This is a genomic window from Streptococcus sp. 544 (genome assembly GCF_013277385.1).
In the GTDB taxonomy this organism is placed as follows: domain Bacteria; phylum Bacillota; class Bacilli; order Lactobacillales; family Streptococcaceae; genus Streptococcus; species Streptococcus mitis_BA.
The window spans coordinates 42,583-54,789 of sequence record NZ_VMMU01000005.1; the positions used below are offsets into that span (position 1 = coordinate 42,583).

The window sequence follows — 12,207 nt, forward strand, 5'->3', positions numbered from 1 at the left end:
CTTCTATTCTATTTGCAAAGAAAGGCTGGGACAATCGTTCCAACCTTTAGTTCTATGTCTTATTTATCTTCGTCAAAGATATTACCAACCTCAACATCGATGGCTTGGTTCTTGACATCAATATTGGTTACCTTCAAGAGTGACTTGTAGTCAAACTGCTTTTCGCGTTCTTCTTGAGCATTGTCCGCAAAGACGGCTACACCTGCTAATTCTGAATCAAACTCACGCAAGAGACTAATCATCCCGTTGACCGTTCCGCCACCTTTCAAGAAGTCATCCACAATCAAGACACGGCTACCTGCCTTGAGACTACGTTTTGAAAGGAACATTTTCTCAATGCGGTCACCACTTGAACCTGAAACATAGTTGACGCTGACTGTTGAACCTTCGGTAATTTTCAAGTCACGGCGCACAATAACAAAGGGAACATTGAGGACATTGGCAACTGCATTTGCAAGTGGAACACCCTTAGTCGCTACTGTCATAACCGCATCAATTTTTTGGTCCATAAAGCTCTTGGCAATAATGCGACCAATATTTTTCAAGATGGCTGGTGTGCTAAGCAAATCGGACAGGTAGATGTAACCACCTGGCAAGATACGGTCACTTTCTGACAACTTGGCACGCAAGTCTTCAACCATTTCCTTAGCATCCTGACTCGAAATAGACGGTGTAAAGATAACACCTCCGCCAGCACCAGTTACTGTCTGGATGTGACCAATTTCGATTTCTTCAAAGGCGCGTTTGATAATCACGATATCTTCTGAGATGGATGATTTAGCAGATTCATACTTTTCAGCAAAAGTATTGAGACTAGTTAGTTTATAAGGATGATTAATCAAATAGTTGGAAATGACAACCATCCGATCACTTCTTCTTAATTTCATTTCTATTTCCTATTCCATTTTTATTCAAAAAATCAAAAAGCAAACTAGAAAGCTGGTCGCTGGTGGTTCAAAACACTGTTTTGAGATTGTCGATAGAACCGACAATCCCTGTAATATACATGTATATATACATACGACAAGGCGATACTACCCTAGTTTGAAGAGATTTTCGAAGAGTATTCATTTTTGTCTTTTACTTATTATACCATATTCACATAAAAAAACGAACATTCTTATCCTAAAAAATGCTCATTTTTCTTAAATTATTAATCTAAATCTGGTTTATAGAAGGAACGATTATCCATAGCGAAGATTTTATTGGTCATCTCTCCTTTATCCACCAAAGCCAGAGCTGTTGACATCATCATCATGCTAGCATCCAGATTGTCAATCATATGGATAATCTCTGCCTCCATAATGCGTGGACGGACTGGGCTTCCATACTCAAGTAAGCCGTGGTGACTGAGAATGACGTGACGAAGCAAAACGACTTCTTCCTTGGTATCATCGATGCCGAGTTCCATCACTGTCTTGGTAATTTCACTATCAATCAGAGCGATATGTCCAAGAAGATTGCCTCGCACTGTGTACTCGGTCTGGTCTGGTCCCGTCAATTCAATGACCTTAGCCAAGTCATGCAACATAATCCCCGCATAGAGCAGGCTCTTATTGAGCTGAGAATAGACCTCGCTAATGGCATCGGCCAGGCGCACCATGGTTGCCGTATGATAAGCCAAACCCGTTTCAAAGGCATGGTGGTTGGTCTTGGCAGCTGGATAAGAGTAAAATTCCTTATCATACTTGGTGTAGAGCTTTCGGACAATCCGTTGCCAGACAGGATTTTCGATTTTGAAAATCATTTGCGACATATAGTCACGAATTTCCTTGACATCAACTGGCGACTTGACCTTGAAATCAGCCGGATCATTGGGTTCACCAGGTTGAGGCAGGCGGAGAGTAATTTGATTGACTTGAGGGGTATTGTTATAAACTTCTCGGCGTCCTTTCATGTGGACAACCTTACCTGCGGTAAAGGCCTCAATGTTATGAGGTTGGGCATCCCAGAGTTTTCCTTCAATCTCGCCACTATCATCTTGGAAGGTAAAGGCTAGGTAGTTTTTCCCAGCTCGAGTTTGCCTCAGGTCAGCTGATTTGATTAGGTAAAAGCCTTCAAACAGCTCATCTTTTTTCATGTGACTAATCTTCATATTCTTCCTCATTTTCTTGGAAATGGAGTAGTTCAAGCGTAGGCTCATCTTCTGACAACTCAATGTGACGGAGCGTCCGCTCGATAGCTGTGGTGCGACGGTTTAATAATTCATCAATATTGCCAGAGGCATGTTGGAGGTGTTTTTGTGCCTTAACCAAAATCCCACCAAACTTGCCAAACTCGGTCTTGACGCTGGCAAGCGTTTTGCTGATATGGTCGGCACTCTTTTGGATATTGAGAGTTTTGAAGCCAACTGATAGGGAATTGAGGAGGGCTGATAGGGTACTTGGACCTGCGACAATAATCTGCTCCTCCCGTCTTAAATCATCAAAGAAGATAGGATTGCGGACGATTTCTGAGTAAAGACCTTCTGTCGGAACAAACAAAACTCCAAAATTAGTCGTCCGAGGTGGTGCTATGTACTTGTTCCTGATATCCTTGGCAAAGCGCTTGACGCTTGCTAGGAGTGACTTGCGACAGCGTTCAATCTCATCCTTATCACCTGCTTCATAGGCTTCTTCTAGGCGGTAATAATCTGCCAGTGGAAACTTAGAGTCAATCGGTAAGTAGACATATTCCTGGTCGCCTTGTCCGGGTAACTTGATGGCATACTCCACTCGTTCACTAGAGTTTTCAACCGTTGCGTATTCTCGTTCGTACTGAGCAGGGGTCATGATGTCTTCGATGATTTGCCCCAGTTGCAATTCTCCCAGAATCCCTCGCGTCTTGGTTCCAGAGAGAACCTTGTTGAGGGCGCCGACATCGCGGGCAACTGTCTGCATTTCTCCAAGGCCACGATTGACTGACTCCAGTTGTTTGGAAACTGTCTCAAAGGAAGCCTGCAAGCGTGTCTGTAAGGTCTTTTCTAGTTTTTCCTCGACTGTCTGGCGCATTTGTTCCAAACGTTGCTCATTGGATTCCTGCAGGGCTTGGAGACGTTGGTCTGTCTTATCTCTGGTTTGGAGGAGATTCTCTGTCATTTCTTGACGGACTTGCGTCAGACCTTGGTGCAATTCGATTCGCACTTCTTGCAAACGGTCGCTGACAGCTACTTCCAAGTCTTTTTGGTCCAACTGGCTGGCTTGTCTGGCTTGTTCAAAACGGTAATCCAACTGGTCTGACAAGTGATCTGCCTGATCCTCCAAGCTCTTGCTGAGATGTTTTTCCTGCTTATACTGCCTCTGCCAAATCAGAAAGAGTCCAGCTAGGTTGGCAATCAATAATAGAACAAGTAAACTTTCCATCCTACCTCCTGTCCTTACTATGTAGCACGACCACATAGCCATCTGGGCAAGTCACCGACACTTCCCTATCTATATATTCGTTAGAAGCGTACACTTTTTTAAAGAAAAAATTTTCCTCTGTCAACTCATACTTGGCACCGAGAATGGTCAGCTGGCTATCCCGAACTGGCATAAAGGCTAGGTAGTCATAGTCTGAACGGGGTTCAAGCTGACTGGTCCCTTCCGGACAATAGGCAATCAAGTTTTGCCCATCCTCAATTTCTATCTGGCGCATATAGGGTGCTAATTTGGGATTGCTAGGCAGAAAGACATTGGCCAGCATATGGTCAATACGGCCACCCAAAGCACCGAAAATAGTGACCTGAGCCTGAGGATTGTTCTTAAAGATAGTCAAGAGAGCCAATTCCAAATCTGTATCATCTTTTTCTGGTCGCGCTTGGACAAAATACTGGGCACGTTTTTGAATCACCTGTCGCTCTTCTTCCGTCACAGAATCAAAATCTCCGACTGCTAGAGTGAGAGGCAAATTTTCTTCCAAGACCCAGAGCGAGCCTCGATCCACACCGACAAAACTATCAAAGTCCGTCCGATAATGACCGCGGTCTCCACCGGCAAAAACGGCAACCCTAGTCCAGTTGTTTTCTGAGAGTTTGTACTCGCTCATTGACATCTCCCTTAAAGACATAGGAACCTGCTACAAAAACTGTCGCACCAGCTTCTTTGGCTTGGGCAATAGTTTGATCATCAATCCCGCCATCAACTTCAATCTCAAATTTCAAACCTTTTTCCTCACGAAAGGCAACCAACTCACGGACCTTATCCATGGTTTCTGGCAGAAAGGCTTGACCACCGAAGCCAGGGTTAACTGTCATGACTAAAACTTGGTCAACTAGGTGAAGCACGTGCTTAATAGCTTCAACAGGCGTACCAGGATTGATGACAACTGATGGCTTGACACCGAGTGAACGAATTTTTTGGAGGGCACCATGAATATGAGGTGTTGCTTCCACATGGATGCTGATGATATCCGCACCTGCACGCGCAAAATCCTCTAAATGATGCTCTGGATTAGCTACCATCAAGTGGCAGTCAAAGACCATCTTGCTATGAGGACGAAGAGATTCGACCACACCCGCACCAAAACTGATTTGCGGTACAAAATGACCATCCATGATGTCGATATGTGCATATTCTGCCCCAGTTGCTTCTAGGCGTTTGATTTCACGTTCAAAGTTGGCATAATCTGCTGCCAGAATTGACGGAGCAATCTTGTATTGAGACATAGGTTTCTCCTTATTTTGGAATTTTTTTGCTGACTTTTTTATAGGTTTCTCTGCGATTTTCAATTTCGCTAAGGAATTGCAGGTAGTTGTCAAAACGGAAGGACGCAATGGTACCCTCTTCTACAGCTGGCTTGACAGCACAAGACGGCTCATGGGTATGGGTACAAGTGCGGAATTTGCAGTCTCGACTGACAGTAGCAATCTCTGGAAAGGCCTGATTGAGGTCTTCCGCCGTTGATACTTCATAATCCAAGGATGAAAATCCTGGTGTATCCGCGATTTTGCCCCCATTAAGGTTGTAAAAACTAACAGCTCGAGTAGTGTGGCGCCCACGACCCAGACTGTCTGAGATTTCTCCTGTTTCAAGATTGAGATCTGGTGCGATTTTATTGAGAAGGGTTGACTTACCAACACCTGTCTGCCCCATAAAGACTGTAACCTTGCCTGTTAACAAAGGCAAAAGTTCTTCTTTACTGGTCACAAATTCATAGCCGATGTCACCATAAGTCTGTTCATAAAAATCCAGTTCCCCTCTATCTTCCAGTAGGTCCATCTTGGAAATATAGACGATGGGATGGATGCCCTTGTGCTCCAAAAGAACCAAGAACCGATCCAGCAAATTGCTGTTAAAATCAGGTTCCTTGACGGACATGATTACTACAGCTTGGTCAATATTGACAATAGGCGGACGGACCAGACTGTTTTTCCGTTCATGAATCTTAAGGATATAGCCCTCTGAATTTTCCTCGGCAGAGAAATCTACCCAATCCCCAACATAGGGAGTATGCCCTTTTTTACGGAAATTCCCACGCGCGCGTGTTTGATAAACCTGGCCATCACTCTCCACATAGTAGAACCCAGCCAAGGCTTTAATGATTTGTCCCTGCATCTTAGAGTCCTTGCCCTTTAAGTGCATCTGCTAGGCTGGCAAATTCTTCCAAGCTGAGAGCTTCCCCACGCACACTTGGTGACAAGCCTGCTTGGTCCAAGGCCTTAGTAAGCTTGTCCTTGACTTCCTCGGTCTTGCCAAAGTAACCTGTCAAATTGTTCCATAAGGTCTTGCGGCGATGGGTAAAACTAGCCTTGGAAACCTTAAAGAAGAAGTTCTCATCTTCTACTTCTACGGCTGGCTCTGGACGACGTACCATTTTCAATATCGCTGAGTCTACATTTGGTGCTGGCACAAAGACCATACGAGGCACGATAAAGGCAACCTTGGCAGTCATGTAATACTGCACAGCGATTGACAAACTGCCATACGCCTTGGTATTTGGTTGAGCGGAAATGCGGTCAGCTACCTCTTTTTGCATCATGACCACAAACTCACTAAAAGGAATGCCACTTTCAATCAAGTGCATGAGAATAGGCGTCGTGATGTAGTAGGGTAAGTTAGCCACTACCTTGATTGGCAAATCAGGATTTTTAAAATTCTGGATATGTTGGGCCAAATCGACCTTGAGAATATCCTCGTTGACCACGGTCACATTATCAAAATCACACAGGGTATCTGCCAAAATCGGTACCAAACGGTGGTCAATCTCAAAGGCCATGACCTCTGCTGCACTCTCAGCCAAAAACTCCGTCAAGGCACCAATCCCTGGCCCGATTTCGATAACATTAACCTGGTCATCAATCTCAGCCGTATCCACGATTTTTTGAAGGATATTGGTATCCGTCAGGAAATTTTGTCCGAAGGATTTTTTAAAGGTAAAACCGTGACGCTCCAGCACTGCCTTGGTCACGCTATAATCTGCAATTCTCATCTGTTCTCTTTTCTATTATCTGTTACTACTATTGTAACACATTCCCCTTGTATTTTGGGGGTGAAAATCATATCAAAAAACTATCTTTCCTCATGAAGAAAGATAGTCTTGAAAATCTTTAAAGGTGGATTTATCGTTTCTCTCGAAACATCCGTTCGAAAAAATCAGCTTCTTGATAACTTCGATTTTCAGGTAGGGTCAAATCTACATCCTCCTCCACATCATCCACTGTCAGTTCAACCGTTTGAGGTAAATTTTTCAAACGATAATGCTTTTGCCTTTGCCCTTCAATGCTAGCAAAATCAAGCAAATACCCATTCACTCGGATTTGAACCAAAAGGAGATGATTGGTCATATTTTCCATGATGAGAATATCTTCTAAACCACCTCTGGCACTAGGATAATCAGATACCCTGCGAATACGGATTTTTTCACACATGAGCAAGCTCCCTCATATCAATGATTTCATCGGCCTTATTCCAGACTAGGGGATTATGGGTCGCAATGATGATCATTCGATTTTCATCTTTCAAGTCCACCAAGAGATTCATAACCTCCTCTGAATTTTCAGGATCAAGAGCTGCTGTTGGTTCATCTGCCAAAATCAAGGGTGGATTTTTCAAAATAGTCTTCGCAAGGGCAATTCGCTGAGCCTCTCCCCCAGATAAAGTATAAATTTTTTGTTCTAGATCCAAATACCCTAGATTAACTTTTTCTAAAGCCTCCACTTGCCTTTCCAAACGTTCTACTTTTGAGATTTTCTGACCGACAAAGCCCAAATCCAAATTCTCTTTGATTGATTGGTTTTCTAAGAGGCCAAAATTTTGAAAGAGATAGCCCATCTGGTCTCGAAAATACTCACGAGTGGGAATGGTTTTTAAATCTTTCCCCTGATAGAGAACCCTTCCACCATCTATCTTTTCTAGCTTTCCTAAGATATTAAGCAGAGTCGTCTTTCCGCTTCCACTCTTTCCGATTAAGGCATAAACCTTGCCCTTCTCCAGATTGAGATTTAAACCAGAGAAAATCGCGCGGTCATTAAACTTCTTTTCCAATCCTTGAATATCAATCATCTTATTTTCCTTTCAATACTGCCATGCTACCAGCTTCTTCTTTTTTGTCCTGCCTTACTAAAATCACGAGGGCGTTAAGCGCAAACAAAGCTACAACTAGAGCGCTAATCAAGCCATTTCCTGTCAAAATACTAGATAGGATTAGGCCAAGTAAGAGAACTCCTCCTTGCGCCAGTAAATACTTGCCATGAAGCTCATAGATTGTCATACCAGAAAGACGTTTAATCATGATCTCCCGTCTAAACTGCTCAAAATAGAGAAGATTCATGGAATCAAATAACAAGATAGCCGTAGATAGAGTCAAAATAGCCCCAATAAGGAGAGAGTAGAACTCCATCCGTTTGTCATTTAGTACCTTGGCAAAAAATAGCTGGCTTTTTACCAAATAAGAGACCTTGTGATACAGACCTTGCTCTTTTAGAGCTGTGATGCTGTCTCCATATCGATCTAGTTTCAAGGCACTATTAGCCGTAGTTCCCCATAACATCCCTGCAACAGGTCTTGTTCCAGTCGCTTGCGGCGTTAGAACTACAATAATCGGATCTTTTAGGTACTGACGTGTTGTCTTGTACCCATCATTATAGAGGAAGCGTTCCTGTCCTGTTTCTGTAAAAGCTAGCCTTAGCTGTGGAAGGTAGTGTTTCTGACTCGTCGCCTCTACACTTTCAGATGAAAATCTTTGCAGGTAATCTGTAAATAATCCTTGGTAGTAGGCAAACTGCTCTCGCAAGCTCTCAGGCAAGATCAGCCCAAACTCTCCCTCAGACAAGTTTTGCATCTTGTCCATAAACTCTGAAGAAACGGTAATCTTTTCTTCTATCAGATAGCGTGGTGAGACATAGATAACATTCCCTGACGGTGTGTAGTCACTGAGACGATTGCCATCTAGGTCCACTTCTGCTCCATCTGAGAAATTGTCAACATTGCTCATAATATAAAAAGAGTCTGTATTGGCTAACCGTTCTTCAGTAAATGTCTGCCACTCACGATTATCCTTACGCATTCCTTCTTCATCGGCAAATGCACTAGACCAACCAAAGGATAGACGGTAACGATCTGAGGACTGACTCCATTTATCGCTAGCTCTCTCCATTTCTTGCATTTCACGGTAGTGGGGTAGGAGAGCAGTCGCACTCGAGCCGACCACCAGCATGGCCAAGAGTTGCCCCACCATCATCAATGTCATCATACGTTTGAGAGGGAGTTTCCCTTTCAATATATCCACCAGACTATTTTCCTGTAAACCAAGTAGATACACGACACTTAATAAGGTAGAAATCCCTACCAAGGCCAATCCATAAAGCAAAAGACCAATGATGACCAGTTGCACCGTTGCCATAAACAAGGCACCTTGATACCAGAGAATCCCCAATCCCAAAAGACTGGATACCAGCACTGAGCAGATAAGCTGTCGCACATCTTCTATCACTGGTCTGAGAGCCACCCCAAACAAGCTCTCACCAGCGATTAAGCGAATCCCTGCCTGACGAAGAGACTTGATCCGATAAATCAGGGTCAGACTCATAAAGGTCAGCAGAAAAATGGCTAGACTCAGTAGCACCATAGGGGTAGCCGTCAATAGTAAGACTATCGAAAATGGATCTTCTCCATTCGAAACAAAGCCTTGATAACCAAGCTCTTTCAAGGTGGTCTGTAAACTCACTCCATCCAAACTTCCTGACACAATCAAGTAAGACCCTAATAAATCACTCGTTTCTGAACTCTCCTTGGAGGAAATGGTCAGACCTTCTGGAAGCTCTCCCTCACCATAGGTGGCATAGGTAAATCGTGTTTCTCCAGCTTCATTTGGCTCAACAATCCGACGGGCGATGAGACTATTATGCTCTACCGCCAAGTGACTCAAAGCCTCTGTCACCTCTTCGCGACTAGCTACTGGTTGATTTATCACCATTCCTGTCACATCAACAGAAGGATAGTTACCAAATAAAATCTCTTCTCGATGGTCAACGGAAGTTATCACCATATAAAGCGATACCAATACCATTGAAATCAAAATAAATAAACGTTTCATCATTTCCTCCAAAAAGTTACTTGGTCACTTAGTGAGAAGGTGACCACAGTCACTGCAATGTTAAGAAGTTTATTAAGTTCTTTCTACTAGCAACATCTTTAAATATATTATATCCGTTTTTTCAAGAACTATCAAGGACATCAATGTCCTTAAAATCTAACTATTTCATATTATTTTTGGCTCATATCTAAAAAACAGCTCTAAAGACGAACTTTAAAACTGTTTTGATGCAAGAACAAGGACATTTTTGTCATTGTTTCACTATGTTTATAAATATTTTTTTACATCCTCTTGCCATTCCTCTGTCAATTTCTTTACTAGAAATTCATCTCCAATTAGCTGCGCAAATGTTTTAGAAGACTGATAAAATGATTCAGCTAAACTAAAATCTCTTTCTTCTCTTAATGCTTGCTTCCACAAAAACATAAATACAAGAGGTTTCTTTTGATAATCTTGAGTTTTATCCATAATTTCTTGTAAACACGATAGATAATCATTAAAACAATCAGTTACTCCTACCTTTTCAAGACAACACATTCCTGAAATAAGAGTATCTCTAATTATAAAGTAATTCTCTATTTGAGTTACCTTCTTCTGTTCTAAAAGAAAGAGCATTAGCTTTTCGATTTGATTCACAAATTTGGCAAGATCTTTTCTAATAAGCATTTGATAAAAAAACAAACGAATCAACAACATATCATTTATTGAATAAGCTTCTTTTTCTATAATCTGAGGCATATGTTCCTCAAGTATTAACTCTGCGTATTCAGGCCTTCTAGTTCTAGAAGTATCCAAACACGCCTGCAATACTTCACATGCTAATTGTTCCTCTTTAGGAAGATTATCAAAGTATGTTTTATAAATCTCTTCCAAACACGCTTCTTTCTTATCATACTCCTCTTCTTTACCATAGATTGGTTCACGTAAAATCTGGTATTTCAATTCTAAATAAGCAGAAGGAAGAGCTGAAAAATCCGGCATAAGGCTATAAGCTGGAACTCCTAACCGGCGAGCAATATAGTCTAACTTGGGCAAACTTGGTTGCGAAGCTCCACTTTCAATTCGCGACAGTTGACGAACTGTCAGTTCTTGCTCATCTCCACAAAAATCTGGACGACTAATTCCTTTTTCTGTCCGAATCTCTTTAATTTTTTGACCAATTAACATCAGACGTCTCCTCTTCTACCTACTTCGAAAAATACTGTGAAACTTAAAAAATTGTAACAGCTACATCTTTCCTACTCATAAGATTTCATAGCTTCTTCCACTTCTGCCAAGGTGACCCCAAACAACTCTAGGCGTTTGAGGAGTTGCTTGCCGTTGGAATAGCCGATTCGGAGAGCCTCTCCCAGATATTCTCGTCGCTTACGGCTGTCTGCCCCCGCTAGAAAACCAAGGCGAATCAAGTCGCTACGACTGATGTCAAACTGACTCTCATGTTCAAATTGTTCTGTCACCTGAGCTAGAGCCGTTTTCAGGTCTTCATAGCTGGCATGCTCAATTCCCAGAGAACGCCCCTTGGTTTTGGACTTAGGAACAGCTTCATCTCGTTTGAGGAAGGCATGCTGAACTGTTGGAACGGCCGTCATAATCATGCGCCGAATCCGTTCCCCATTAAAATCTGGGTCTGTAAAGACAATGACTCCATGACGTTGGTGCAGGCGCTGAATCCGCTCTAGATCCTGGTCATTGATAGCAGAACCTCGTGTCTCATAGGTCTCTACCTCGAAGTAACGTTTGAGATTGGCCGTATCATCGCGCCCTTCGACCACGATAACTTGGGAAATTTTTTCTTTCATTACTTGTTGTCCAATCCAAAAATGTGCTCTGCATTTGCAGTTGTTACCGCCGCTAGCTCTTCTGTAGTCATGTCACGCAAACTCGCTATAAAGTCCACCACATAGCGAGTGTAGGCTGTTTTATTTTCACGACCACGCTTGGGTACAGGTGCTAAGTAAGGCGCATCCGTTTCCACCAAAATCTTGTCCAAAGGTAACTCTTTAGCTGCTTCTTGGATGTCAGTTGCCTTCTTGAAAGTTACCACTCCTGAGAAGGAAATGGTCATGCCAAGCGCGACAAACTTCTCTGCCCACTCAAGCGTCCCTGAGAAAGAATGCATGATGCCACCCCGAGAACCAACTCCCTCACTCTTGATAATCTCATAAGTATCTTCCAGCGCATCACGGGTATGGACAACAAAAGGCAAATCCAAGTCCTTAGATAGCTGAATCTGACGGCGAAAAACCTGCTCCTGCACCTCTTTTGGCGCTGTCATCCAATGGTAGTCTAAACCAATCTCACCTAAAGCCACAACCTTGGGGTGTTTTAACTTATCCAACAAGTAAGCCTCGACTTCCTCCGTATAAGTCCCTGCTTCTGTCGGATGCCAACCAATAGTCGCATAGAGCTGGTCATACTCATCTACCAACTCCAAAGCACGCTCAATCGTCGGTTGATCAAAACCAACAATATTCATCTGCGTCACACCCATCTCAGCAGCCAAGGCAATTTCTTCTGCCTCACGTCCAGCAAATTCTTCTACATTCAAGTGTGTATGTGTGTCAAAAATCATCTCTTCTAACCTCGTTTTCTATCTTCTATTATACCAAAAAAGAGGAGGGGCACCCAATTTTTCGGTTTCCCTCCTCTCTTTAATAGAGCTATTCTGCTAGCTTTTCTACTAGATATTGCCCATCTCCTGTCCCACAGTTAGAG

13 protein-coding genes are annotated in these 12,207 nt (G+C 42.9%); all 13 read right to left on the reverse strand.

The features are described 5' to 3' along the window. Nucleotides 1-59: 59 nt before the first annotated feature. The 13 genes from purR to HT728_RS02600 all read right to left on the reverse strand — a co-directional run bounded on the left by purR (nucleotide 60) and on the right by HT728_RS02600 (nucleotide 12,064). On the reverse strand, nucleotides 60-887 hold the full coding sequence (purR, locus tag HT728_RS02540; RefSeq protein ID WP_025169708.1) for a pur operon repressor: 828 nt from the start codon (nucleotides 885-887) through the stop codon (nucleotides 60-62). Nucleotides 888-1,153: 266 nt separating this feature from the next. Further along, nucleotides 1,154-2,095: a 3'-5' exoribonuclease YhaM family protein gene (locus HT728_RS02545; protein WP_173233593.1), complete on the reverse strand. Its 942-nt coding sequence runs from the start codon at nucleotides 2,093-2,095 to the stop codon at nucleotides 1,154-1,156. After that, nucleotides 2,085-3,341 carry a DNA recombination protein RmuC gene (locus HT728_RS02550; RefSeq protein ID WP_173233596.1) on the reverse strand — a complete coding sequence of 419 codons (1,257 nt, stop codon included), beginning with the start codon at nucleotides 3,339-3,341 and terminating at the stop codon, nucleotides 2,085-2,087. Before HT728_RS02550 ends, HT728_RS02545 begins: the two co-directional genes overlap by 11 nt. Before the next feature lies 1 nt (nucleotide 3,342). Next, a complete protein-coding gene (locus HT728_RS02555) occupies nucleotides 3,343-4,005 on the reverse strand; it encodes a thiamine diphosphokinase (RefSeq protein WP_173233598.1) in 663 nt (220 codons plus the stop codon). Beyond that, on the reverse strand, nucleotides 3,968-4,624 hold the full coding sequence (gene rpe / locus HT728_RS02560; RefSeq protein WP_173233600.1) for a ribulose-phosphate 3-epimerase: 657 nt from the start codon (nucleotides 4,622-4,624) through the stop codon (nucleotides 3,968-3,970). The genes HT728_RS02555 and rpe overlap by 38 nt, the downstream gene beginning before the upstream one ends. A gap of 10 nt (nucleotides 4,625-4,634) precedes the next feature. Next, entirely contained in the window at nucleotides 4,635-5,513 is an 879-nt protein-coding gene (gene rsgA, locus HT728_RS02565) for a ribosome small subunit-dependent GTPase A (protein ID WP_173233602.1), read from the reverse strand. 1 nt (nucleotide 5,514) lies between these two features. Further along, nucleotides 5,515-6,387 (reverse strand): 16S rRNA (adenine(1518)-N(6)/adenine(1519)-N(6))-dimethyltransferase RsmA, encoded by an 873-nt coding sequence (gene rsmA, locus HT728_RS02570; protein WP_173233604.1) that lies wholly within the window; start codon nucleotides 6,385-6,387, stop codon nucleotides 5,515-5,517. Between the two features lie 130 nt (nucleotides 6,388-6,517). Next, nucleotides 6,518-6,826 (reverse strand): hypothetical protein, encoded by a 309-nt coding sequence (locus tag HT728_RS02575; RefSeq protein ID WP_000333263.1) that lies wholly within the window; start codon nucleotides 6,824-6,826, stop codon nucleotides 6,518-6,520. Then, entirely contained in the window at nucleotides 6,819-7,460 is a 642-nt protein-coding gene (locus tag HT728_RS02580) for an ABC transporter ATP-binding protein (RefSeq protein WP_173233606.1), read from the reverse strand. Before HT728_RS02580 ends, HT728_RS02575 begins: the two co-directional genes overlap by 8 nt. Nucleotide 7,461: 1 nt before the next feature. Further along, on the reverse strand, nucleotides 7,462-9,492 hold the full coding sequence (locus tag HT728_RS02585) for a bacteriocin-associated integral membrane family protein (protein ID WP_173233608.1): 2,031 nt from the start codon (nucleotides 9,490-9,492) through the stop codon (nucleotides 7,462-7,464). Between the two features lie 267 nt (nucleotides 9,493-9,759). Further along, a complete protein-coding gene (locus HT728_RS02590; protein ID WP_173233610.1) occupies nucleotides 9,760-10,659 on the reverse strand; it encodes an XRE family transcriptional regulator in 900 nt (299 codons plus the stop codon). A gap of 71 nt (nucleotides 10,660-10,730) precedes the next feature. Then, nucleotides 10,731-11,291, reverse strand: coding sequence for a ribonuclease M5 (rnmV, locus tag HT728_RS02595; protein WP_173233612.1), 561 nt, complete (start codon nucleotides 11,289-11,291; stop codon nucleotides 10,731-10,733). Next, nucleotides 11,291-12,064, reverse strand: a complete 774-nt coding sequence (locus HT728_RS02600; RefSeq protein WP_173233614.1) for a TatD family hydrolase — start codon at nucleotides 12,062-12,064, stop codon at nucleotides 11,291-11,293. Before HT728_RS02600 ends, rnmV begins: the two co-directional genes overlap by 1 nt. Nucleotides 12,065-12,207: the final 143 nt, after the last annotated feature.

What these genes read in the sequence shown, in the direction of transcription:
- purR (WP_025169708.1), bottom strand. Translation starts at nt 887, where the DNA reads ATGAAATTAAGAAGAAGTGATCGGATGGTTGTCATTTCCAACTATTTG.
- HT728_RS02545 (WP_173233593.1), bottom strand. Translation starts at nt 2,095, where the DNA reads ATGAAGATTAGTCACATGAAAAAAGATGAGCTGTTTGAAGGCTTTTAC.
- HT728_RS02550 (WP_173233596.1), bottom strand. Translation starts at nt 3,341, where the DNA reads ATGGAAAGTTTACTTGTTCTATTATTGATTGCCAACCTAGCTGGACTC.
- HT728_RS02555 (WP_173233598.1), bottom strand. Translation starts at nt 4,005, where the DNA reads ATGAGCGAGTACAAACTCTCAGAAAACAACTGGACTAGGGTTGCCGTT.
- rpe (WP_173233600.1), bottom strand. Translation starts at nt 4,624, where the DNA reads ATGTCTCAATACAAGATTGCTCCGTCAATTCTGGCAGCAGATTATGCC.
- rsgA (WP_173233602.1), bottom strand. Translation starts at nt 5,513, where the DNA reads ATGCAGGGACAAATCATTAAAGCCTTGGCTGGGTTCTACTATGTGGAG.
- rsmA (WP_173233604.1), bottom strand. Translation starts at nt 6,387, where the DNA reads ATGAGAATTGCAGATTATAGCGTGACCAAGGCAGTGCTGGAGCGTCAC.
- HT728_RS02575 (WP_000333263.1), bottom strand. Translation starts at nt 6,826, where the DNA reads ATGTGTGAAAAAATCCGTATTCGCAGGGTATCTGATTATCCTAGTGCC.
- HT728_RS02580 (WP_173233606.1), bottom strand. Translation starts at nt 7,460, where the DNA reads ATGATTGATATTCAAGGATTGGAAAAGAAGTTTAATGACCGCGCGATT.
- HT728_RS02585 (WP_173233608.1), bottom strand. Translation starts at nt 9,492, where the DNA reads ATGAAACGTTTATTTATTTTGATTTCAATGGTATTGGTATCGCTTTAT.
- HT728_RS02590 (WP_173233610.1), bottom strand. Translation starts at nt 10,659, where the DNA reads ATGTTAATTGGTCAAAAAATTAAAGAGATTCGGACAGAAAAAGGAATT.
- rnmV (WP_173233612.1), bottom strand. Translation starts at nt 11,291, where the DNA reads ATGAAAGAAAAAATTTCCCAAGTTATCGTGGTCGAAGGGCGCGATGAT.
- HT728_RS02600 (WP_173233614.1), bottom strand. Translation starts at nt 12,064, where the DNA reads ATGATTTTTGACACACATACACACTTGAATGTAGAAGAATTTGCTGGA.